Raw genomic sequence first — 22,591 nt, 5'->3', positions numbered from 1 at the left:
CGCTGCCATACTTACGTCGCCGTAGGTTACGGAAGCGTAGCCACAGGCTCCATTTCTGTTGCGCACCCTCACCCTCACCCCACAGGGGACACCCATGACCACAAGCCCCGAGGTGACCTCGGAGACCTCGCGATCCGAGGTACTCGACTCCGCTCAGGCCTTGCCCTCCGCCACCCTCGGCGGGGACAACAAGCGTTCGATCGAGCAGATCACGCTGCTGCTGTTCATCACGGTGCCCTTCCTGGCCCTGGTCGCGGCGGTGCCGCTGGCCTGGGGCTGGGGGGTGAGCTGGCTGGATCTGGGGCTGATGACGGCGATGTACTACATCGGCTGCCACGGGATCACGATCGGCTTCCACCGCTACTTCACGCACGGCTCGTTCAAGGCGAAGCGCCCGCTGCGGATCGCGCTCGCCGTCATGGGGTCGCTGGCGGTCGAAGGTCCGCTGGTGCGCTGGGTGGCGGACCACCGCAAGCACCACAGGTTCTCGGACGCCGAGGGTGATCCGCACTCTCCGTGGCGGTTCGGCGAGACGGTGCCCGCCCTGATGAAGGGGCTGTGGTGGGCGCACATCGGCTGGATGTTCGACGAGGAGCAGACGCCGCAGCACAAGTACGCGCCCGATCTGATCAAGGATCCGGCGATCCGGGCGATCTCCCGCCAGTTCGTCGTGTGGACGATCCTCTCCCTCGCGATCCCGCCGCTGGTGGGCGGGCTGGTGACGATGTCCTGGTGGGGCGCGTTCACGGCCTTCTTCTGGGGCTCGCTGGTGCGTGTGGCGCTCCTCCACCACGTGACGTGGTCGATCAACTCGATCTGTCACGCGGTCGGCAAGCGCCCCTTCAAGTCGCGTGACCGCTCCGGCAACGTCTGGTGGCTGGCCGTGCTGTCCTGCGGCGAGTCCTGGCACAACCTGCACCACGCGGACCCGACCTCGGCCCGGCACGGGGTGCTGCGCGGCCAGGTCGACTCAAGCGCCCGCCTGATCCGCTGGTTCGAGCAGCTGGGCTGGGCGTCGGACGTGCGCTGGCCGGCCAAGGAGCGGATCGACGCCCGGCGCCGGAATGCGTCCGCCGACGCGGCATGATGGAAGGCGTGGCGATCGACGGCAGTTCCAGCAGCACGAGCGAGCAGAAGCCCCGGCGTGGCCGCCGGGTGAGGATGACGGGCGCGGAGCGCCGCGAACAGCTCCTCGACATCGGTCGCACGCTCTTCGCGGAGAAGGGCTTCGAGGGCACGTCCGTGGAGGAGATCGCGGCGAAGGCCGGGGTGTCCAAGCCGGTGGTGTACGAGCACTTCGGCGGCAAGGAGGGCCTGTACGCGGTCGTCGTCGACCGGGAGATGCGCCAGCTGCTCGACATGGTGACGGGCGCGCTGACCGCGGGCCATCCGCGCGAGCTCCTGGAGCAGGCGGCCTTCGCGCTCCTCGACTACATCGAGCGTTATACGGACGGCTTCCGGATCCTGGTCCGGGACTCGCCGGTCGCCCAGTCGACGGGCACGTTCGCGTCGCTGATCAGCGACATCGCCACGCAGGTGGAGGACATCCTGGGTCTGGAGTTCAAGGCCCGGGGCTTCGACCCGAAGCTGGCGCCGCTCTACGCGCAGGCGCTGGTGGGCAGCGTGGCGCTGACCGGGCAGTGGTGGCTGGACGTCCGCAAGCCGAAGAAGGCGGAGGTCGCCGCGCATCTGGTGAACCTCGCCTGGCACGGCCTGGACGGTCTGGAGCAGAAGCCGCGCCTGATAGGGCACCGCAAGAGCTGAGGCCGGCGGCGGGGCGCCGCACGGCGCCCCGCCCCCGGCCGTGTCAATCCATCGGCTCCACGGGCTCCAGGAACTCCAGCCGGTTGCCGACGGGATCCTGTGAGTAGAAGCGCCGGTGCCCCGGCAGGTCGTGGTCCCAGACGACGGCGCCCCCGGCCCGCGCCACGCGGTCGGCGAACGCCTCGATCCCCCGCACCCGCAGCCCGGGGTGGGCCTTCCGGGCCGGTCTGAAGTCCGGCTCCACCCCCACGTGGAGCTGCACGGCTCCGGCGGCGAACCAGCAGCCGCCTCTGGCGGCGAGCACGGGCGGCTTGGGTATCTCGGTCATGCCCAGTACGCCGCCGTAGTAGGAGCGCAGCAGTGGTTCGCTGCCGACGGGCGCGGCGAGCTGGACGTGGTCGACGGCTACTAACATCAGGCGGCCTTCCTGGCGACGGCGAAGATGCGGCGGAACGGGAACACGGTGCCGTGCGGGCCCGCGGGGTAGTACTCGCGCAGCCGCTCGCGGTACTGGGCGAGGAAGGCCTCGGTGGCCGCCCGGTCGTCCCTGAGCGCGGTGAGCACGGGCCGCAGGGCGGTGCCCTTCACCCAGTCGAGGACCGGATCCTCGCCCTGGAGCAGCTGGTGGTACGTGGTCTCCCAGACGTCCGTCTCGCAGCCGAGGTCGGTGAGCCGCTGCAGGTACTCGGCGGGGTCGAGGATGTGGACGAAGCGCCGGCCCTGGTCGCCGACGCGGTCGCGCCACTCGGGCGAGGCGCACAGCTCGCCGAGCAGGGCGTGGCTGGGCGAGGTGAAGTTGCCGGGGACCTGGAAGGCGAACGTGCCTCCGGGCCTGAGTCCGTCGATCCAGGGGGCGAAGGACTCGGGGTGGTTGGGCACCCACTGGAGGGCGGCGTTGGAGACGATCAGGTCATAGGCGTCGTCGGGCGTCCAGTGGGCGGCGTCGGCCGGCCGGAAGTCGAGCCAGCCGCCGCCCTTGGTGGTCCCGGCCCAGTCCTTCTCGGCCCGCTCCAGCATCTCGGGCGAGAGGTCGAATCCGGTGATGTGGGCGTCGGGCCAGCGGTCGGCGAGCAGGACGGTGACGTTGCCGGGACCGCAGCCGAGGTCGGCGATGCGGGCGGGCCGGCCCTGCGTCGGCAGCTGCGGTATTCGCGCGAGCAGGTCGAGGAACGGCCGGGTGCGGTGTTCCGAGTGACGCAGGTACTGCTGTGGGTCCCACGTGGGTGCGGCGGAGTCCACGGAATGCATGTTCGAAGCCCCCTTGCTGGAACGAGTTGCCGAAGCGGAACGGAGTTCCGGCCCGGTCCCTTCCCCATAGTCAAGAAGACTATATCTTGACATCAAGATTCTCAATGCCGAACATCTTCACGCCAAGAGACTTTACGTCAACAGACCCTCTACACTGATCGTCATGGAGGACGAGGTCGACCGACTGGTCGCTGCATGGCGCCGCGAGCGCCCGGACCTCGACGTGGAACCGCTCGAGGTGCTCAGCCGTGTCTCACGCCTGGCCCGGCACCTCGACCGCGCCCGCCGGCTCGCCTTCTCCGAGCACCAGCTGGAGCCGTGGGAGTTCGACGTCCTGACGTCCCTGCGCCGGGCCGGCGCGCCCTACCAGCTCTCCCCCGGCCAGCTGCTCACGCAGACCCTGGTCACCTCGGGCACCATGACCAACCGGATCGACCGGCTCACCAAGAAGGGCCTGGTCGAGCGGCTGCCCGACCCCAGCGACCGGCGCGGCGTGCTCGTCCGGCTCACGCCCGAGGGCCGCGACCGCGCCGACCAGGCACTGGCCGGACTCCTCGCGCAGGAGCGGGCCATCCTGTCCCGGCTCTCCCGCACGCAGCGCGGCGAACTGGCCGGTCTGCTACGCCAGTTGACCGCCCCGTTCGACAACATCCCCGGCTAGGGCCGGTCCGGGGGCGTCCACCGGCCCCACCCCGGCCCGCCGCGCCAGCGCCACGGCGGCCAGGGTCGAGTGGACCCCGAGCTTCCCCAGCACGTTCTGCATATGGGTCCGCACCGTGTGCGGACTCAGGAAGAGCCGCTCCGCCACGGCCTTCCTGCCCAGCCCCGCCACCATGCAGCGCAGCACCTCGCGCTCCCTGGGCGTCAGCGACTCGACGAGAGCCTCGCTCTCCGTACGGTGCCGCCGCGCCTCGGTGAGCTCCCGCAGCACGCCCGTGAGCAGCGCCGGCGGCAGATGCGTCTCGTCCCGCAGCACCCCTCGCACCACCGCGAGGAGCCGCTGCAGCGAGCAGTCCTTGGCGACCCAGCCCCAGGCCCCGGCCTGGAGGGCGAGCGCGGCCCGGTGGGCGTCGTCCTTCTCGGCGACCACCACGACACGCAGCTGCGGCCGCCCCTCCCGCAGCTCGGCCACCAGGGGAACGCCGTCGCCGTCCCCCAGATCACCGTCGAGCAGCACGACGTCGAACCTTCGCCCCTCGCCCGCGGCCCGGTCCAGGCAGCGCAGTGCGGCGGGCCCGCTCCCCGCCGCCGCGACCTCGACATCGGGCTCAGCGGCCAGGGCAGCGGCCAGCGACTCGGCGAAGACACGATGGTCGTCCACCACCAGAACCCGGATACGGGCCACGGACACCCCCAACTGATCGAGGAACGGCCCGGCGCGGGCACGGCGCCGGAGGCAGGAACCGCCGCTCGCACGGCCGCCGCCGTGGAATGACAGTTACCCCGCCCCGGGCGCCGTACCCGGCGGGTCTCGATACCCCTGAAATCAGCACCGGCCCCCACCGGTGCTGCGACCAAAGTACAAGCAGCCGGCCGCCGGGGTGGGGAAAACGCAGATGCCCACGACCTGCAGGCGTGAACCGAACGGGAGCGGGAGCCGTGCAGGGGACCGCGTTCGGGACGTAAGGCGTGATTTGTGGCGCGGAAACAAGGAGGCTCACTGGCCGACGGACGAGATCCGCGCCGTAAATCATGCAGTTCCGAACGCGGTCACCGGAGCGGCCCCGGCGTCACACCAGCCGCCGCGCGCCCGCCGACGGCACGGCGGCGAAGACGCCGGGCTCGCCGTAGCCGGCCTCACGGAACGCACCCCGCACCGCATCGGCGACGGAATCGGCCTCACCGGCCTCGACCAGCACCACGGCGGACCCCCCGAACCCGCCCCCCGTCATCCGCGCCCCCAGCGCCCCCGCCCCGACCGCCGCCGAGACCGCGAGGTCCAGCTCGGGGCAGGAGACCCGCAGATCGTCGCGCAGGGACGCGTGCCCCTCGACGAGCAGCGCGCCCACCGCCCGCACGTCGTCCCCGGCGTCGAGCAGCGCGATGGTCCGCTCCACCCGGTCGTTGTCCGAAACGACGTGCCGGACATAGCGGCGAACCGTTTCGTCGCTCAAACGCCCGAGCGCGTCGGGCAGTTGCGCGGCACTCACCTCGCGCAGCGCGTGCACGCCGAGCGCCCGCGCACCGGCTTCGCACCCGGCGCGCCGCTCCGCGTACGCGCCGTCCCCGAGCGCGTGCTTCACGCGGGTGTCGACGACGAGCAGACGCAGTCCGACGGAGGCCAGGTCGAAGGGCACCTGACGGTACGACAGGTCGCGGGTGTCGAGGAACAGGGCGTGCCCCTCCTCGGCGCACGCGGCGGCCATCTGGTCCATGACGCCGCACGGCACGCCGACGAAGGCGTTCTCGGCGCGCTGGGCGAGCAGGGCGAGCCGCGGCCGGTCGAGACCGAGCCCGTACAGGTCGTTCAGGGCGAGCGCCGTGACGACCTCCAGGGCGGCCGAGGAGGAGAGCCCGGCGCCCGTCGGCACGGTGGACGCCAGGTGCACGTCGGCGCCGCCCACCGGGTGCCCGGCGTCGCGCAGCGCCCAGACCACGCCGGCGGGGTACGCGGCCCAGCCCTCGACGCCCCCGGGCTTCAGGGCGTCCGCGGCGAGCTCGACGACGCCGCCGTCGATGTCGCGGGAGTGCAGCCGCAGGATCCCGTCGTCGCGACGGGACACCGCGGCCACGGCGGTGTGCGGCAGAGCCAGCGGGAGCACGAAGCCCTCGTTGAAGTCGGTGTACTCGCCGATCAGGTTGACCCGCCCGGGAGCGGCCCAGACCCCGTCGGGAGCGCGCCCGTAGAGCTCGGCGAACTCCGCCGCGACACCACTCATCCTCGCTGCTTCTCCTCTTCCTTCTTCCGGGCGAAGGCCCAGGCGTCCGAGACGATGTCGGCCAGGTCGGGCCGGGACGGCGTCCAGCCGAGCCGCTCGCGGGCGGCGTCGGCGGAGGCGACGAGGACGGCGGGGTCGCCGGCGCGGCGCTCCGCCATGACCTCGGGGACGGGGTGGCCGGTGACCTTGCGGACGGTCTCGATGACCTCGCGGACGGAGAAGCCGTTGCCGTTGCCGAGGTTGCAGACGAGGTGCTCGCCCGCGGTCATGGCGTCGAGGGCGCGCAGGTGGGCCTCGGCGAGGTCGGCGACGTGGATGTAGTCGCGGACGCAGGTGCCGTCGGGGGTCGGGTAGTCGTCGCCGTAGACGTTGATCGCGTCCCGCTGGCCGAGCGCCACCTGGAGCACCAGCGGGATCAGGTGGGACTCGGGGTCGTGGCGCTCGCCGCACTCCTTGTAGGCGCCGGCGACGTTGAAGTAGCGCAGCGAGACGGCGGCGAGGCCGTGGGCGGCGCACTCGCCCGTGATCATGTGGTCGACGGCGAGCTTGGTGGCGCCGTAGGGATTGGTCGGCGCGGTGGGCGCGGACTCGGTGATCGGGACGGTCTCGGGCTCGCCGTAGGTGGCGGCGGTGGACGAGAAGACGAGGCGGCGGACGCCGGCCTCGCGCATCGCGGCGATGAGCGCCATCGTGCCGGCGACGTTGTTGTCCCAGTACTTCTCGGGCTTGGCGACGGACTCGCCGACCTGGGAGAAGGCGGCGAAGTGCAGGACGCCGTCGTAGGAGGAGTCCAGCCACTTGGCGGCGTCCTGGATGCGGCCCTCGATGAAGGCGGCACCGGCGGGGACGCCCGCGCGGAAGCCGGTGGAGAGGTCGTCGAGGACGGTGACCTCGTGCCCCGCCTCCAGGAGGTGGGCGGCGACCGTGCTGCCCACATAGCCGGCCCCGCCCGTCACCAGGTATTTGGATGCCGCCGCCTTGGACGTCACTGCCTTGCTCAACTGCTTGCCACCTCTCGGAGTCTGTCGGCCGCGGACTCCGGCGAGACGTCGTTCATGAACGCGCCCATGCCGGATTCGGTGCCCGCGAGGTACTTCAGCTTGCCAGAGGCCCGGCGGACGGTGAAAAGCTCCAGGTGCAGCGCGAACTCGTCACGGTCCTCGGTGGCCGGCGCCTGGTGCCAGGCGGCGATGTACGGGGTGGGCGGGGCGTCCGCGCCGAAGAGGCGGTCGAAGCGCCGCAGCAGCTCCAGGTAGAGCCGGGGGAACTCGGCGCGGGCGGCGTCGTCGAGCGCGGTGAGGTCGGCCACCCGGCGGTGCGGGTAGAGGTGGACCTCGTACGGCCAGCGGGCGGCGTACGGCACGAAGGCGGTCCAGTGCTCGCCGGCGAGCACGACCCGCTCGTCCCTCCGCTCGCGCTCGACGAGGTCGTCGAAGAGGTTGCGCCGGGTGTGGGCGCGGTGCGCGACGGCGTTGCGGAGCATGGTGGCGGTGCGGGGCGCGGTGAACGGGAAGGCGTAGATCTGCCCGTGGGGGTGGGCGAGGGTGACGCCGATCTCGGCGCCGCGGTTCTCGAAGCAGTAGACCTGCTGGACGCCCGGCCGGGCGGAGAGCTCGGCGGTGCGGTCGGTCCAGGCGGCGAGGACGAGGGCGGCGCGCTCCTCGGTCAGGTCGGCGAAGGACGCGGTGTGGTCGGAGGTGAAGCAGACGACCTCGCAGCGCCCGTGCTCGCCCGACAGCGAGGGGAAGCGGTTCTCGAAGACGGCGACCTCGTACTCCGCGGCCGGGATCTCGCTCTGCCACCGCTCGGTGGAGGGGCAGAGCGGGCAGCTGTCGGCCGGCGGGTGGTAGATGCGGCCCTGCCGGTGGGAGGCGATGGCGACGTACTCGTCGAGCAGCGGGTCGTAGCGGATCCCGGACGCGGAGACGACGGGTTCGAGAGGCCGGCGGTCGACGGCGTCGCGGGAGGCGGCGCCGACGTCGTGCGCATCGAAGTAGATGAGCTCGCGCCCGTCGGCGAGACGAGTGGCGGTCTTCTTCACGGCGGGCTTCCTCACGGTGGGGCTTCCTCACGGGATCGACCCAACAGAACCTCCCATAAAAAAGCACAAACAAACATCGCTGCGCAACACCGAACCCCGAACGACCACCCATACGCGCCCGTGGGCTACGAGCGCGGCCCCGAGAACTGCCCGGGCACCCGGTCGAGCAGGCCCGTCCGCGCCGCCAGCGCCGCCGCCTCCAGGCGCGAGCCCACGCCCAGCTTCATCAGGACCCGCTGCACATGCGTCCGGGCCGTGCTGGGCGCGATCGCCATGCCCGCCGCGATCACCCGGGTGTCCTCGCCCTCCGCGACCCGGACCAGGACCTCCGCCTCGCGCGGGGTGAGCAGCCGGAGCAGCCGGAGCCCCTCGTCGTCGGGCTGCGCGGCCGGGTTGAGCAGCTCGGCGAAGGCGCCCTGGATGAGCTGCGGCGCCACGGCCGCCTCGCCGGCCCGGGCCTTCACCAGGGCGCGCTCGACGCCCTCGATGCGCTCGTCGTGCCGTACGTAGCCGGACGCCCCGGCGGCGAAGGCGGCGGCGATGCCGCGCGGCGAGGGGACCGGGCCGAGCACGACGACGGCGATCTGCGGGCGCTCGCGCTTGATCCGTACGACGGGGTCGAAGACGCCCGGCTCGGCGGGCGACGACGTACCGAGGAGGCAGACCTCCGGTGCCCGGCTCACCACCAGCTCCGCGGCCCCGGCCACCGGCGCGGCCGCGGCGAGCACCCGGTGCCCGCGCAGCTTCAGCGCCGAGGCCAGTGCCTCCGCGTGCAGTCGGTGGTCGTCGACCACCATGAGCCGAACCCCCATCGTCCTCCCCCTCCCGGGCCAGGCCGTCCCCCGGCCTCCGCCCTGCCCCGGCAAGCTACACACTCCCCCGCCCCGCTTTGCCCCAATCGCGCAAAAACACCGAGGGCCCCTCCATCCCGGAGGGGCCCTCGGTGCGGTCGCGTTGACGACCGGTCGGCGATCAGCCGGCGGTGGCGAAGCCGAGCGCCAGGTACTGCTTGCCGTACGCGGACGTGGTCTTGCTGACGAGCGTGTCGGCGATGAAGAAGTGACCGCTGCCGAAGAGGTACTCGGCGCCGGTCGAGCTGAAGCTCGTCTCCGCGTCGCGGGTCGTCTTGTCGGCCGGGTTCTCCATCAGCACGGTGGACTTCATCGTGCCGCCGTTGATGGAGACGATCTGGCCGCCCTTGTCGTACGGCGGGACCTTGTACGCGATGAGGTCGCCGCCGTCCATGCGCAGCGGGATCAGCGTGTACTTGTCGCCCGCGTCGGCCTTCGCGGGCAGCGTCTGACCGGTGTTCAGGTCGAAGGCGATGATCTCGTTGGTCTCGTCGCCGTACTCGCCGGTGCTGCCCTCGTGCTCCTCGGTGGGCACGTACAGCCGGTTGTTGCCGACCGCCAGCATCGTGCAGCCCTCGACGTGCGTCGAGCGGCAGCGGCCGGCGTAGTGGTCCGAGTCCGCCGTGATCTTGGCCTTGAGCTTGCCGGTCTTCTCGTCGATGGAGAAGAAGTCGGAGATGCCGCTGCCGTCCCCGGCCGCGTCGTTGACGTCGGCCGCGACGACCAGCGGCTTGGTGGAGACGATCGCCGCGTAGTCGACGCCCGTGGGCATCTTGAACTGCGAGATCGGCGCGCCGGTCATCGGGTTGAGGTTCTGCACGGTGACCGTCGGGTCGTCGTAAGAGCCGCACTTGCGCACCGCGACGAGGCCCTCGCCACCGCCGTAACCGAGGTCCTCGCAGTCGTTCGCGTTGGCCTGCGGCTTCCAGCGCGGGTTGCCGTTGGCCACGTCGAAGGCGGCGCCGCCGTCGAGGCCGCCGGCCGCGACGGTCTGGCCGGACAGCGTGACCTCGGCGAAGGTCGCCTTCTTGTCGCCGGCGGTGCCGCCGGTGATCGAGGTGGACCACACCAGCTTGCCGGTGGTCAGGTCGACCAGGCCGACCTCGGTGCACGGCTGGTAGTAGCGCGGCGCGACCCGCTTGGTGGCCTCGAAGAGGATCGGCACCTTGAAGTCGGCCGTCATGTGGCGCGAGGCGCCGCAGACCTGGCCGGTCAGCGGCAGGGTCCACAGGGCCGTGCCCTTGTCGAGGTCGTAGCCGACGACCGAGTTGACGCCCGTCTTCACGTACGCCTTGTCGGTGATCCAGGAGCCGGAGACGTCGGTGACGTCCGGGACCGCGGGCACCGGCACCTGGAGGGTGAGCTTGGACTTCGGGTCGGCCGGGGCCTTCTCCTTGCCGTCCCCGCCGACACCGCCGCCGTCCTGCCCGCCGTCCTTGCCGCCGCTCGCGGCGCCCGACGTGCCCTTGGCGTCGTCGCCCTTCTCGCCGCCGCCGGAGTTGGCGTACCAGAGGCCGCCGCCGATGAGCAGCACGACCGCGACGACCGCCGCGATGACGATCTGCATCTGCGCCGACAGCTTCTTGCCGCCACCGGTGCCGCCGGGCACGGGCGGGGGCGGAGCCTGCGGGTACGCCGGCTGCTGGTAGCCGTACTGCGGCGCCTGGGGCTGCGGAACGGTCGGCGGCTGCTGCGGATAGCCGTACGGAGGCTGCTGCGGCTGCTGCGGCTGCTGCGGGTACCCGTACTGCGGCGGCTGCTGCGGCATCGGCGCGCCGAACCCGCCCGGCGGCGGGTCCTGCGGCGCACCGAAGCCTCCCGGGGGAGGCCCCGGGGGCTGGTTCGGCGGGGGTGGCGGCTGCGTCATGGCATTCGTACCTCAGGGAGAAGGAGGAAGGAGGGAAGGGCGCGGTGCGTCACTTGCCGTAGGCCATCATGGTCTTCGTCTCCTTCTCCTCCTGGTCGTTGGCGGCGGAGACCCGGCCGGCCGCGATCACGAAGGTGCCGTTGGAGTAGGCGTACCCGGCGTCGTAGAAGGAGCTCTCGATCTCGGCCGTGGCGACCTGGTGCTGGAGCACCACCTTCGGCGCGCCGCCCGTCGGGGCGAGGGTCGCGACCGCGCCGCCCTTGTCGAACTTGGGCTGGACGTAGAGCAGCACGTCCGAGCCCTCCATGCGCAGCGGCGTCATCTGCTGCTCGGCAGGGGCCTTGGAACGCCACTTCTGCTTGCCGGTGTTGAGGTCGAAGGCGACGACCTCGTTGGACGTGCCGTAGGAGGTGTCGGTGGCCATGTAGAAGGTGTTCGCGTCGGCGGCGACACCGGTGCAGCCCTGGAGGTTCTTGCCGAAGATGACGAACCCGCCGCCGCAGTGCGGGGCGTACTTGTCGTTGCCGCTGCCCTGGATCTGGGAGCGCAGCGAGCCGTTGGCGTTGAGCGCGAAGACGCTCCACTTCTTCTCGTCGCGCTGGGTGGCCGAGATGACCAGCGGGTTGACCGAGTAGACCCGGTCGACCTCCCAGGTCTCCTTCAGCTTGAAGGTCCACTTGGCCTTGCCGGTGACCGGGTCGACCTCGCTGACCGCCTGCTGCTCCTTGTTCACGTCGCCGGAGGGGCACTTCATGGCGGCGATCAGCTTGACGCCGCCGGCGAACGCGATGGGCTTGCACTTGTCGGAGGAGCCGGCGGCGTAGCCGAAGAGCTGCTTGCCGTCGGCCAGGGAGAAGCCGTAGGCGCTGCTGGTGCCGGCCGCGGTCACCGTGTTGCCGCTGATGGCGAGGGTGTTGTCGGAGAAGGAGAAGAAGCCGGTGCCCTTCGGCACGGACGCCTTCCAGCCCGCCTTGCCGGTGGTGAGGTCCACCTGCTGGAGCTCGGTGCACTTGGCACCGTCCTTGGCGTTCTCCTCGTAACCGAAGACCATGGCGCCGTTCGCGCCCGGCTCCGGCGGCGCGGCGCACAGCTTGAACGGCAGGTCGATGTGCCACTTGGGGGAGCCGTCGGCCAGGCTGTAGCCGTCGACGCCCTTGTACATGCCCTTGACGACGGTGTCGCCGACGATCCACGGGCCGAAGACGTCGGCGCCGTTGCGCGGCAGGTCGACGTTGTTCTTCAGCAGCCAGTTGACCTTCGCCTCGCCGGGCTTGCGGCCGGCGTTGAGGTCGTCTTCGCCGCCGTCCCCGCCGTCGCCCTTGCCGTCGCCCTTGTCGACGGACTCGGTCGGCTTGGGCGTGGTGGTGGCGGAATTGGTGGGCTTGGCGACCGGGTCCTCGTCGTCGCCGCCGCCGAGCGCGAGCCAGGCGCCGCCGCCGATGACGAGCAGCGCGGCGGCGGCCGCGGCGATGATGACGCCGGGCTTGCCCTGGAAGGGGTTCTTGCCGCCACCACCGCCGGGCGCGGGCGCGCCGGGCATCGGGGCGGTCGGGTAACCGCCGTAGGGATTCGGCTGCTGGCCGTAGGGGCCGGGCTGCTGGGCGTACGGGCCGGGCTGCTGCGGATATCCGTACGGGCCGGACTGCGGCTGCTGCGGCTGCTGCGGGTAGCCGTACGGTCCGGGCTGGGCCGGCTGGGCCGGCGGGGCCTGCGGCACGGTCGGCGGCATGGGCGGCGCGGCCGGGGCCTGCGGCGGCATCGGCGGCGCGGCCGGCGCCTGCGGCGGAACCGGCGGGGTGGCCGGGGCCTGCGGCGGCACGCCCTGTCCGAGGCGCGGGTCCGGGTTGGGTGCGCCGAATCCCTGCGGCGGCGGCTGGTTGCTCGGCGGCTGGGTCATCAGCGCTTCCCCCTTGAAAGTGAGCGGGTTTTCTTTCTACCACTCACCTGATGGCGCAAAAGAGACCGGTCCGTCCCTTGTACCCAAGGGAGGACCGGCCCGTGATGCCCTCGTTACGCGTCCTCTACGACTTCTCTACGCGTCCTCGGCGAGTTCCAGCCACCGCATCTCCAACTCCTCGCGCTCCCCCGCGAGTTCCCGGAGCTCGGCGTCCAGCTTGGCCACCTTCTCGAAGTCCGTCGCGTTATCGGCGATTTGGGCGTGCAGCTTGGTCTCCTTCTCGGAGACCTTGTCGAGCTGCCGCTCGACCTTCTGCAGCTCCTTCTTCGCGGCGCGGGCGTCGGCGGCGGACACGCCGGCCTTCGGCGCCGCGGCGGGCGCCGGGGCCGGGGTGGCGGCCTCGATCATCTTCTGCCGCCGCTCCAGGTACTCGTCGATGCCGCGCGGCAGCATCCGCAGCGTCTTGTCGCCGAGCAGCGCGAGGACCCGGTCGGTGGTGCGCTCGATGAAGAAGCGGTCGTGGGAGATGACGATCATCGAGCCGGGCCAGCCGTCGAGCAGGTCCTCCAGCTGGGTGAGGGTCTCGATGTCGAGGTCGTTGGTGGGCTCGTCGAGGAAGAGGACGTTGGGCTCGTCCATGAGGAGCCGGAGCAGCTGGAGCCGGCGCCGCTCACCGCCGGAGAGGTCGCCGACCGGCGTCCACTGCTTGTCCTTGCCGAAGCCGAACTGCTCGCACAGCTGCCCGGCGCTCAGCTCCCGGCCCTTGCCGAGGTCGACGCGGTCGCGGATCTGCTGCACGGCCTCCAGGACGCGCAGCTCGGCGGGCAGCTCGGTGACGTCCTGGGAGAGGTAGGCGAGCCGCACGGTCTTGCCGACGACGATCTTTCCCTCGGCCGGCTGCTTGTCGCCCTCGGAGACGGCGGCTTCGGCGAGGGCGCGCAGCAGCGAGGTCTTGCCGGCTCCGTTGACGCCGACCAGGCCGATGCGGTCGCCGGGGCCGAGCTGCCAGGTGAGGTGCTTGAGCAGGACCTTCGGGCCGGCGGTGACGGCCACGTTCTCCAGGTCGAAGACGGTCTTGCCGAGCCGGGCGTTAGCGAACTTCATCAGCTCGCTGGTGTCGCGGGGCTCCGGCACGTCCGCGATCAGCGCGTTCGCCGCCTCGATGCGGAACCGCGGCTTCGACGTACGGGCCGGGGCGCCGCGGCGCAGCCAGGCCAGCTCCTTGCGAACCAGGTTCTGCCGCTTGACCTCCTCGGTCGCGGCGATCCGCTCCCGCTCGGCGCGCGCGAAGACGTAGTCGGAGTAGCCGCCCTCGTACTCGTACACCGTGCCGCGCTGCACGTCCCACATGCGGGTGCAGACCTGGTCGAGGAACCAGCGGTCGTGGGTGACGCAGACCAGCGCCGAGCGCCGGTTGCGCAGGTGCTGGGCCAGCCAGGCGATGCCCTCGACGTCGAGGTGGTTGGTGGGCTCGTCGAGGACGATCAGGTCCTGGTCCTCGATGAGCAGCTTGGCGAGCGCGATCCGGCGCCGCTCGCCACCGGACAGCGGCCCGATGACGGTGTCGAGCCCCTTCTCGAACCCCGGCAGGTCGAGCCCGCCGAACAGCCCGGTCAGCACGTCCCGGATCTTGGCGCTGCCCGCCCACTCGTGGTCGGCCATCACGCCGATCACCTCGTGCCGGATCGTCGCCGCCGGGTCCAGCGAGTCGTGCTGCGTCAGCACGCCGAGCCGCAGCCCGCCGCTGTGCGTGACGCGCCCGCTGTCCGCCTCCTCCAGCTTGGCCAGCATCCGGATCAGCGTGGTCTTCCCGTCGCCGTTCCGCCCGACGACCCCGATCCGGTCCCCTTCGGAGACGCCGAGGGAGACCCCGTCGAGCAGCGCACGCGTGCCGTACACCTTGCTGACGGACTCGACATTGACCAGATTGACGGCCATTTCACTCCTGTACGGGGGGATCGCTCGACATTCCAGGGTAGACGGGCGGGAGGGGTGCGGGAGCGCCTCCTCGGGCCCGCCCCGCTCGCTCCACCAGGAACCAGCCCGCCAGCGCCATCGCGACCGCCGCCGGGGCGGTCACCGGGAAGGCCACGAGGGTGGCCGTGTGGCCCTCCAGGAGGCCGCCGAAGCCGGTCATGGAGAGGCCGAGGACGCCGAGGAGGGCGAGGGTGATGCCGAGGGCGGCGAGCGAAGCGAGATGGGGGTCCCCCCGGCCGGAGGCTGGGGGAGGGCCGCCCGTACCGGAGGACGGGCCCGCCGGGACCGGCTGTTCGACGCGGCGGAAGACGGCGACGAGCAGGGCGGTGAGGACGGCAGCGGCGGCCAGACGGAGCGGGACCTGCGCCCACCAGGCGGCCGTCGCGGGCTCGGGGAGGCGGACGCCGAGGGCGAGCAGGGCGCCGTAGACGGCCAGCATCGCCGTCAGGTGCCAGAGGAAGGCGGTCATGGCGATCCCGTTGGCCGCGACGACCGCGCGCCAGACCCGGGCGCGGGCCGTGAGGCGGGCGCCCGGCCCCTTGAGCAGCTCGACCGCGCCGACCAGCCACAGGCCGTGGCAGAGCAGGGCGAGGGTGGGCGGGGCCATGTTCGAGACCCGCTCGCCCGGCATGCCGACCATCGACAGCGGATACGGCCCGAGGGCGACCAGCAGCCCCGCGCCCGCGAGCCCGGTCGCCGCCAGGACGGCGGGGCGGCGGATCATGCCGTCGGCGCGCAGGAAGCCGAGCTGGTGGACCGCCAGCCAGACGAGGGCGAAGTTGAGGAACTCGACGTACGGCACGCCGGCCGCGAACCGCAGCACGTCCACCGCGACCGCGCCCGCGACCAGGCCGGCGAAGGCGCCCCAGCCGTACCGCTCGTGCAGCGCGAGCAGCGGCGGGGTGAAGGCGACCATGGCGAGGTAGATGCCGATGAACCACAGCGGCTGGGCCACCAGCCGCAGCGCCACCCCGGTCAGCCCTCCGTCCGCGCCGGGCAGTTGGACCGCGAGCGCGAGGACGCCCCACACCACGATGAAGACCATCGTGGGGCGCAGCAGCCGCTGCAGCCGGGCCCGCAGGAAGGCCGCGTACCGCGGGCGCGAGCGGTGGGCGAGGGCGTGCGAGAAGCCGCCGACGAAGAAGAAGACCGGCATGACCTGGAGCGCCCAGGTGAGGATCTGCAGCCCGGGGACGACGGCGAGGAGGTTGCCGACCTGCCCGTCGGGCGTGACGGCGGCCATCAGCCAGTGGCCGAGGGCGACGACGGCGAGCGAGGCCACCCGCAGCAGGTCGATGTAGCGGTCCCGGGTCGCCGGGGTCGCGGCGGCGAGATCACGCGCGCTGGTCGTCATTGCCATGCCCATTCGCATACGGGCACGGTGCCGGGTCCCGGGGGGACGGCGTCAGCGTCCGGATACTCAGCTCGTGGGTGAGTACGGATGGCGGGCACCGGTCGGCCGCGCGGGCGACCCCACGGCCCCGGCTGCGCCCTCCACCGCCTGGCGGCCCGTCATCTTCGTGGGGTGTCGCACCCCTCCGAGGAGAAGCCCATGCCCCGTCTTCCCCGCATCGCCGCCCTCGCGATCGGCACCGCCGCGCTCGGCGTGCTCGCCGCCGGGCCCGCGCCCGCCGCGCCCGCGACGGCTGGTGATCCGACCGTGTCGGATCCCGGCATCCTCGCCCACTTCGACTTCACCAAGGGCCAGACGCCCGAGAACATCGCCCTGGAACCCGACGGCTCCGCCGACGTGACCTTCGCCTTCGCCGGCCAGCTCGCCCGCGTCGACCTGGAGGGTCACACGGAGATCCTCGCCCAGCTGCCGCCGGTCGCGAACCCGCAGACGCCGAACATCGGGGCGGCGATCGCCACGGGCATCGCCCGCACGCACGACGGCGTCCTGTACGCCGCCTACGCCACCGGCACGGCCGAGACCGGCATCTGGCGCATCGCGCCCGACGGCAGCGCGCCCGAGCAGATCGCCCAGCTCCCCGCCAACTCGCTGCCCAACGGCATCGCGATCGACGAGGAGTGCGGCACCCTCTACGCCGCCGACTCGGTGCTCGGGCGGGTCTGGAGCGTGTCCCTCGACGACCCCAAGCCCAGGGTGTGGGCGTCCGGCACCGAGCTGCTGCCGTCGGCCCCGAACGGCTTCGGCGCCAACGGGCTGAAGCTGCACGACGGCGCGGTGTGGGTGACCAACAGCGACCGGGGCACGCTGCTGCGCATCCCGATCGGGCCCGGCCCGGACCGGGCCGCGGGGCCGGTCCAGACGCGGGCGACCGGCCTGGAGGGCGTGGACGACTTCGCGTTCACCGGGCACGGCGACACCGTGCTCGCCGCGCGGATCCTGCTGAACGAGCTCGACCTCGTACGCCCCGACGGCACCCACAAGGCCGTCCTGACCGCCGAGGACGGGCTGCAGAACCCGACCTCCGTGGCGGTCGGCGGCAAGACGGTCTACGTGAACAGCGCCGCCTACTTCACGACGCCGAACCCGGACCCGAACCTGCTCCTCGCCCGCATCTCCAAGGACAAGTAGCCGCTCAGGCCAGTACGCGCGCCCCGGCCGCCGGGGAGGTCGCCACCCGGGCCGTCCGGCAGGTGCCGGAGGCGGTCAGGGCCGCGGCGACCGCCTCGGCGGCCTCCGCGTCCTTCACCAGGAACGCCGTCGTCGGCCCCGAGCCGGAGACCAGGCCCGCGAGGGCGCCCGCCTCCGTGCCCGCCGTCAGGGTCGCGGCGAGCGAGGGCCGCAGGGACAGCGCGGCGGGCTGGAGGTCGTTGGCGAGGGCGCCGGCGAGGGCGGTGGCGTCACCGGTCCGCAGCGCGTCGAGCAGCGCGGGCGAGGCGGCCGGCTCCGGCACGGCCACGCCCTCGTTCAGACGGTCGAACTCGCCGTACACCGCCGGCGTCGAAAGACCGCCGTCGGCGACCGCGAACACCCAGTGGAAGGTGCCGCCGACCGGCAGCCCGGTCAGCCGCTCACCGCGCCCGACACCGAGCGCCGCGCCGCCGACCAGGCTGAACGGCACGTCGGAGCCCAGTTCGGCGCAGATGTCGAGGAGTTCGGCGCGCGGGGTGTTCAGGCCCCACAGCGCGTCGCAGGCGAGCAGCGCGCCCGCGCCGTCGGCGCTGCCGCCGGCCATGCCGCCGGCGACCGGGATGTCCTTGGCGATGTGCAGGTGCACGTCGGGCGAGATGCCGTGCCGGGCGGCGAGGAGTTCGGCGGCCCGCGCGGCCAGGTTGGTGCGGTCGAGCGGCACCTTGTCGGCGTCGGGGCCCTCGCAGCTGACCGTCAGCTCGCCGGGGCCGGCCGGGGTCGCGGTGACCTCGTCGTGGAGCGACACGGCGAGGAAGACGTTGGCCAGGTCGTGGAAGCCGTCGGGCCGGGCGCCGCCGACCGCCAGCTGGACGTTGACCTTCGCCGGAACCCGTACGGTGACGCTCACTTCTGCTCCCCCTGTACGGGCTTGTTCTCGGCGATCCGGGCGAACTCCTCCACCGTCAGCGCCTCGCCCCGCGCCTGCGGCGAGATCCCGGCCGCCACGAGGGCCTCCTCGGCCGCCGCCGGCGAGCCCGCCCAGGTCGCGAGCGCGGCCCGCAGGGTCTTGCGGCGCTGCGCGAAGGCCGCGTCGACGACCGCGAAGACGTCCTTCTTGGACGCGGTCGTGGCGATCGGCTCGGTGCGCCGGACCAAGGAGACGAGGCCCGAGTCGACGTTGGGCGCGGGCCAGAAGACGTTGCGGCCGATGGCGCCGGCCCGCTTGACCTCCGCGTACCAGTTCGCCTTCACCGACGGCACGCCGTACACCTTGTTGCCCGGCCGGGCCGCGAGCCGGTCCGCGACCTCCGCCTGCACCATGACGAGGGTCCGCTCGATGGTCGGGAAGCGGTCCAGCATGTGCAGCAGGACCGGGACGGCGACGTTGTACGGCAGGTTGGCGACGAGCGCGGTGGGCGGCGGGCCGGGCAGCTCCTCGACGTGCATGGCGTCGGAGTGGACCAGCGCGAAGCGGTCCTTCTTCTGCGGCATGCGCGCGGCGATCGTCGACGGCAGCGCCGCGGCGAGGATGTCGTCGATCTCGACGGCCGTCACATGGTCCGCGGCCTCCAGGAGCGCGAGGGTGAGGGAGCCGAGCCCGGGGCCCACCTCCACCACCACGTCGTCCGGGCGCACCTCGGCCGTGCGGACGATCCGCCGCACGGTGTTGGCGTCGATGACGAAGTTCTGGCCCTTCTGCTTCGTGGGGCGGACGCCGAGGGCGGCGGCCAGCTCACGGATGTCGGCGGGGCCGAGGAGGGCGTCGGGGCTGTCGGGGCCGGTGGTGGTGCTCACCGGTACAGCGTACGGGGCGCCCGTACGGCCGACCTACGCCTCACGCCCCCGGCCGGTCCGTGCCGCACGTCCCCGGCCGGCCCGCGCCTCACCGGTACAGCCTGCGCCCGCAGTGCGGCCACGGGCTCGCGCCCCGCATCACGTACAGCTTCTTCGCCCGGAACGTCTGCTCCGCCGCCGTCGCCTCCTGTGCCACGCCGCTGCCGCCGAGCGCGCGCCAGGTGCCGGGGTCGAACTGGTAGAGCCCGCCGTACGTCCCCGACGGGTCGACGGCGCCGGGCCGGCCGCCCGACTCGCAGGTGGCGAGCGCGCCCCAGTTCAGGCCGTCGGCGCCGGCGACGGAGCCGGGCAGCGGGCGGGTGCCGACCCGGACCCGCTGGGTGACCGGCTCGCGCACGGTCTCCTCGGCGATCCGGCGCGGCCGCTGCCGCACCCCGTTGACCGTGCGCAGGGCGTACGTCACCCGGCGCACGCCCGGCACGCCCAGCTGCTCGACGACCTCGGTGCCCGCGAACAGCTCCGGGTCGCGGGTCTGCTCGACGGCGTACGGGACGGGCTCCTCGCGGATCTCCTCGCCGCCGGTGATCCGCAGCACGGTGATCGTCTGCCCGTCGCGGGGGAACGAGTCGAGCGGCACGGAGGTGGTGTCCTGGCCCGAGAGGGTGAGCCCGGCCTCCTCGACGGCCTCGCGGACGGTGGCCGCGTTGGTGCGTACGGTCCGCTCGTGGCCGTCGGCGAGGAAGGTGACCGCGCGCTCGGTGCGCACGTCGAGCGCCAGGCCCTGCCGGGAGATCGGCGCGCCGCGGGAGACGGACAGGTACGCCCCTTCGGCCCGTACCCCGAGCTGGCGCAGGGCTCCGTCGACGGTCCTGGCCGTGGTCCACAGCCGGCGGCGCTGCCCGTCGAGGGTGAGGGCGACGGGCCGGCCGTAGCGGACGACGACCTCGTCTCCGCTGACGAGGTCGGCGCCGGGGGCGGGGGCGACGATGTCGTGCTCGCCGACCGCCAGGTGCTCGTCGGCGAGCAGCTCGTCGATGTCGTCGGCGAAGGTGTGCAGGGTGCGCGGCACGCCGTCGACGGTGAGGCGGACGGCCTTGTCGTTGGCGACGAAGGCGCTGGTGCCGCCGGCGAGGAAGGCGACGACAAGGGCCTGCGGGACGATCCGGCGCAGGCCCTCGGCGGCGGGCGGCGTGGCCTTGCGGCGCCGGGCGCCGGCCCGGTGACCCTGGGGAGTGCTCACGAGGCCGGGACCCTAGCCGCGCGACCGGTCACTCTCCACGACGACCCGACTACGACACGTAACCGTTATGGATCAGTAATCGAAGGCGCGGGCCGTGTTCGTCCCGATCGCCTCCGCCAGCTCCTCCTCGCTGATCCCGCGGACCGCCGCCATGGCCCGGACGGTGACCGGGATCAGGTACGGGGCGTTGGGGCGGCCGCGGTAGGGCGCGGGGGTGAGGAAGGGCGCGTCGGTCTCGACGAGGACCAGGTCGAGCGGGGCGACGGCGAGGGCGTCGCGCAGCGGCTGGGCGTTCTTGAAGGTGACGTTGCCGGCGAAGGACATGTAGTAGCCCTTGGCGGCGCAGATCCGGGCCATCTCGGCGTCGCCGGAGTAGCAGTGGAAGACCGTCCGCTCGGGCGCGCCCTCCTCGTCGAGGACCCGCAGCACGTCGGCGTGGGCCTCGCGGTCGTGGATGACCAGGGCCTTGCCGTGGCGCTTGGCGATCTCGATGTGGGCGCGGAAGGAACGCTCCTGCGCGGCCATGCCCTCGGGGCCGGTGCGGAAGTAGTCGAGGCCGGTCTCGCCGACGGCGCGCACGTACGGGAGGGCAGCCAGCCGGTCGATCTCGGCGAGCGCGTCGTCGAGCGCCGCGTCCCCGCCGCCCTGGCGGGCGCCCTGCCGGGACCAGCCGTCCGGATCGCCGAGGACGATCCTGGGCGCCTCGTTGGGGTGCAGGGCGACGGCCGCGTGCACGTTCTCGTGCGCGGCGGCGGTCTCCGCGGCCCACTGCGAGCCCTTGATGTCGCAGCCCACCTGCACCACGGTCGTGACGCCGACGGCGGCGGCCTTGACGAGGGCCTCCTCGACGGTGCCGGACTGCATGTCGAGATGGGTGTGCGAGTCCGCGACCGGGACCAGCAGGGGCTCGGGCAGCGGCGGCGGGGCGTCCTTGGAACTCATGGCCCCGATCGTACGAGGGCCATGAGTTCACCCGCGAAGGAATACCGCCGGCGGCTACTTCTTGCGGAAGGGGTGGAGAAGGTCGGAAAGATGCCAGTGGTGGGGGACCGGGGGCTTTTCCTCGTCCGCCGCCGGGCCCTCGGGGACGTCCTCGGTCAGCTCCTGGCCGATGGGCCCCGCGATCGACACCGGTCGCGTCGCCCTGGCCCCGCGGCCGTGGCGCTCGACCGCGGCCATCGTGTCGAGCACGGACGAGACCTGGCCCGCACGCATGATCCGTACGACATGGCTGCCGCAGTTCATGCAGGTGGGACGGGACAGCGGGGACGGGACCCGGGCGCCGTCGGCCTTGTAGACGACGTACTCGTGGCCGCGGGCGTCGACGTGGTGCTCGATGTCGTACGCCTGCTCCCAGCCGTAACCGCACCTCATGCACGCGAACGCATACGCCTCGTGCGCGACCTCGTGGGCGACGGGCGGCGTTCCGGTGCCGGTGATCTCACTCATTCCAGCTCCTCTCCACTGATCCAGTGGACGCCTTTTCGGGCCGGAACGCATCAGCTCCGGAAGAACCATGGACGCGCTTTGGCGTTTCCTTGCCCGAAGGCCCTGAGAGCGGGCCCGCCGCCGGGTTCCGCTTTGCCTTTCAGATTAGTCCTTTACCGTTTCCGGGGCCCGGCGCCGCCGCATTCTTTGCCGCGACCACCGCATCGAACACCTCGCGCTTGGGAATACCGGCCTCGGCCGCCACCGCCGCGATGGCCTCCTTGCGCCGCTCGCCCGCCTCCTCGCGCACCCGCACGCGGCGCACCAGCTCCTCGGCGTCCAGTTCGGCCGGCCCGGTCTCCGGGGCGCCCTCGACGACGACCGTGATCTCGCCCCGTACGCCGTCCTTCGCCCATTCCGCGAGCTCGCCGAGCGGGCCGCGCTTCACCTCCTCGTACGTCTTGGTCAGCTCGCGGCAGACGGCGGCCCGCCGGTCCGCGCCGAAGACCTCGGCCATCGCGGCGAGCGTGTCGTCGAGCCGGTGCGGGGCCTCGAAGTAGACGAGGGTCCTGCGCTCGTCCGCGACCTCGCGGAGCCGGCCGAGCCGCTCGCCCGCCTTCCTCGGCAGGAAGCCCTCGAAGCAGAAGCGGTCCACGGGCAGCCCGGACAGCGCGAGCGCCGTGAGCACGGCGGACGGGCCGGGCACGGCGGTGACCTTGATGTCCTGCTCGACGGCGGCCGCGACCAGGCGGTAGCCGGGGTCGGACACGGACGGCATGCCGGCGTCGGTGACGAGCAGCACCCGCGCCCCGCCGGCCAGCGCCTCGACCAGCTCGGGCGTCCGCGCGGTCTCGTTGCCCTCGAAGTAGGAGACGACCCGGCCCTTGGTGTGCACGCCGAGGGCCCGGGTGAGTCCGCGCAGCCTGCGGGTGTCCTCGGCGGCCACGATGTCCGCGTTCTCCAGCTCGGTGGCGAGCCGGGGCGGGGCGTCCGCGATGTCGCCGATGGGGGTACCTGCGAGTACGAGCGTTCCTGTCACGCTCTCATCCTCCCAGCCCGGTCC

The 22,591-nt window shown here is 72.6% G+C and carries 21 protein-coding genes; 4 read left to right on the top strand and 17 right to left on the bottom strand.

Annotated features, from left to right (window positions below; all coding sequences use genetic code 11):
• Positions 1-94 precede the first annotated feature (94 nt).
• The gene (locus ACWEV0_RS19270; protein WP_453150503.1) at positions 95-1,087 is read left to right on the top strand and encodes an acyl-CoA desaturase; all 993 of its coding nucleotides are present in this window, start codon (positions 95-97) and stop codon (positions 1,085-1,087) included.
• Positions 1,087-1,764, top strand: coding sequence for a TetR/AcrR family transcriptional regulator (locus ACWEV0_RS19265; RefSeq protein WP_453150527.1), 678 nt, complete (start codon positions 1,087-1,089; stop codon positions 1,762-1,764). Before ACWEV0_RS19270 ends, ACWEV0_RS19265 begins: the two co-directional genes overlap by 1 nt.
• 43 nt (positions 1,765-1,807) lie before the next feature.
• On the opposite strand, the gene ACWEV0_RS19260 is transcribed toward ACWEV0_RS19265, so the two are convergent.
• Together ACWEV0_RS19260 and ACWEV0_RS19255 are read right to left on the bottom strand one after the other, a co-directional pair.
• Positions 1,808-2,179: a VOC family protein gene (locus ACWEV0_RS19260; RefSeq protein WP_453150502.1), complete on the bottom strand. Its 372-nt coding sequence runs from the start codon at positions 2,177-2,179 to the stop codon at positions 1,808-1,810.
• Positions 2,179-3,012: a trans-aconitate 2-methyltransferase gene (locus tag ACWEV0_RS19255; protein WP_453150501.1), complete on the bottom strand. Its 834-nt coding sequence runs from the start codon at positions 3,010-3,012 to the stop codon at positions 2,179-2,181. Before ACWEV0_RS19255 ends, ACWEV0_RS19260 begins: the two co-directional genes overlap by 1 nt.
• Before the next feature lie 163 nt (positions 3,013-3,175).
• Between ACWEV0_RS19255 and ACWEV0_RS19250 the strand changes: the two genes are divergently transcribed.
• Positions 3,176-3,673 (top strand): MarR family winged helix-turn-helix transcriptional regulator, encoded by a 498-nt coding sequence (locus ACWEV0_RS19250; protein WP_403800570.1) that lies wholly within the window; start codon positions 3,176-3,178, stop codon positions 3,671-3,673.
• Here the strand turns inward: ACWEV0_RS19250 and ACWEV0_RS19245 are convergent.
• From ACWEV0_RS19245 to ACWEV0_RS19205, 9 genes are all read right to left on the bottom strand, one after another.
• Positions 3,632-4,357, bottom strand: coding sequence for a response regulator (locus ACWEV0_RS19245; protein ID WP_453150500.1), 726 nt, complete (start codon positions 4,355-4,357; stop codon positions 3,632-3,634). The two genes, ACWEV0_RS19250 and ACWEV0_RS19245, sit on opposite strands and share 42 nt — an antisense overlap.
• A 385-nt stretch (positions 4,358-4,742) precedes the next feature.
• Positions 4,743-5,891 (bottom strand): galactokinase, encoded by a 1,149-nt coding sequence (gene galK, locus ACWEV0_RS19240; protein ID WP_453150499.1) that lies wholly within the window; start codon positions 5,889-5,891, stop codon positions 4,743-4,745.
• Positions 5,888-6,892 carry a UDP-glucose 4-epimerase GalE gene (gene galE, locus ACWEV0_RS19235; protein ID WP_453150498.1) on the bottom strand — a complete coding sequence of 335 codons (1,005 nt, stop codon included), beginning with the start codon at positions 6,890-6,892 and terminating at the stop codon, positions 5,888-5,890. The genes galK and galE overlap by 4 nt, the downstream gene beginning before the upstream one ends.
• The gene (gene galT / locus ACWEV0_RS19230; protein ID WP_453150526.1) at positions 6,889-7,932 is read right to left on the bottom strand and encodes a galactose-1-phosphate uridylyltransferase; all 1,044 of its coding nucleotides are present in this window, start codon (positions 7,930-7,932) and stop codon (positions 6,889-6,891) included. Before galT ends, galE begins: the two co-directional genes overlap by 4 nt.
• 125 nt (positions 7,933-8,057) lie before the next feature.
• Complete coding sequence (locus ACWEV0_RS19225; RefSeq protein WP_453150497.1) at positions 8,058-8,744, bottom strand: LuxR C-terminal-related transcriptional regulator; 687 nt, start codon at positions 8,742-8,744, stop codon at positions 8,058-8,060.
• Between the two features lie 160 nt (positions 8,745-8,904).
• Positions 8,905-10,650 (bottom strand): outer membrane protein assembly factor BamB family protein, encoded by a 1,746-nt coding sequence (locus tag ACWEV0_RS19220; protein ID WP_453150496.1) that lies wholly within the window; start codon positions 10,648-10,650, stop codon positions 8,905-8,907.
• A 49-nt stretch (positions 10,651-10,699) separates the two neighbouring features.
• On the bottom strand, positions 10,700-12,547 hold the full coding sequence (locus ACWEV0_RS19215; RefSeq protein WP_453150494.1) for an outer membrane protein assembly factor BamB family protein: 1,848 nt from the start codon (positions 12,545-12,547) through the stop codon (positions 10,700-10,702).
• A gap of 135 nt (positions 12,548-12,682) precedes the next feature.
• Positions 12,683-14,485: an ABC-F family ATP-binding cassette domain-containing protein gene (locus ACWEV0_RS19210; protein ID WP_453150493.1), complete on the bottom strand. Its 1,803-nt coding sequence runs from the start codon at positions 14,483-14,485 to the stop codon at positions 12,683-12,685.
• 1 nt (position 14,486) lies between these two features.
• Positions 14,487-15,878: an acyltransferase family protein gene (locus tag ACWEV0_RS19205; protein ID WP_453150525.1), complete on the bottom strand. Its 1,392-nt coding sequence runs from the start codon at positions 15,876-15,878 to the stop codon at positions 14,487-14,489.
• Positions 15,879-16,076: 198 nt separating this feature from the next.
• On the opposite strand from ACWEV0_RS19205, the gene ACWEV0_RS19200 reads away from it, so the two are divergent.
• Entirely contained in the window at positions 16,077-17,066 is a 990-nt protein-coding gene (locus ACWEV0_RS19200) for a hypothetical protein (RefSeq protein ID WP_453150492.1), read from the top strand.
• A gap of 4 nt (positions 17,067-17,070) precedes the next feature.
• Here ACWEV0_RS19200 and ACWEV0_RS19195 read toward each other — a convergent pair whose 3' ends face one another.
• From ACWEV0_RS19195 to rsmI, 6 genes are all read right to left on the bottom strand, one after another.
• Positions 17,071-17,973 carry a 4-(cytidine 5'-diphospho)-2-C-methyl-D-erythritol kinase gene (locus tag ACWEV0_RS19195; RefSeq protein ID WP_453150491.1) on the bottom strand — a complete coding sequence of 301 codons (903 nt, stop codon included), beginning with the start codon at positions 17,971-17,973 and terminating at the stop codon, positions 17,071-17,073.
• Positions 17,970-18,860: a 16S rRNA (adenine(1518)-N(6)/adenine(1519)-N(6))-dimethyltransferase RsmA gene (gene rsmA, locus ACWEV0_RS19190; protein WP_453150489.1), complete on the bottom strand. Its 891-nt coding sequence runs from the start codon at positions 18,858-18,860 to the stop codon at positions 17,970-17,972. The genes ACWEV0_RS19195 and rsmA overlap by 4 nt, the downstream gene beginning before the upstream one ends.
• 88 nt (positions 18,861-18,948) lie before the next feature.
• The gene (locus ACWEV0_RS19185) at positions 18,949-20,100 is read right to left on the bottom strand and encodes a ubiquitin-like domain-containing protein (RefSeq protein ID WP_453150487.1); all 1,152 of its coding nucleotides are present in this window, start codon (positions 20,098-20,100) and stop codon (positions 18,949-18,951) included.
• A 72-nt stretch (positions 20,101-20,172) separates the two neighbouring features.
• Positions 20,173-21,042 carry a TatD family hydrolase gene (locus tag ACWEV0_RS19180; RefSeq protein WP_453150486.1) on the bottom strand — a complete coding sequence of 290 codons (870 nt, stop codon included), beginning with the start codon at positions 21,040-21,042 and terminating at the stop codon, positions 20,173-20,175.
• 54 nt (positions 21,043-21,096) lie between these two features.
• Positions 21,097-21,549 (bottom strand): hypothetical protein, encoded by a 453-nt coding sequence (locus ACWEV0_RS19175; protein WP_451609700.1) that lies wholly within the window; start codon positions 21,547-21,549, stop codon positions 21,097-21,099.
• Positions 21,550-21,688: 139 nt separating this feature from the next.
• Entirely contained in the window at positions 21,689-22,567 is an 879-nt protein-coding gene (gene rsmI, locus ACWEV0_RS19170) for a 16S rRNA (cytidine(1402)-2'-O)-methyltransferase (RefSeq protein WP_453150485.1), read from the bottom strand.
• Between the last annotated feature and the right edge of the window lie 24 nt (positions 22,568-22,591).

Source organism: Streptomyces sp. NPDC003943, from assembly GCF_053605265.1.
The sequence above is the reverse complement of the archived record's forward strand: the minus strand, read 5'-3'. Positions and strand labels throughout refer to the sequence as shown.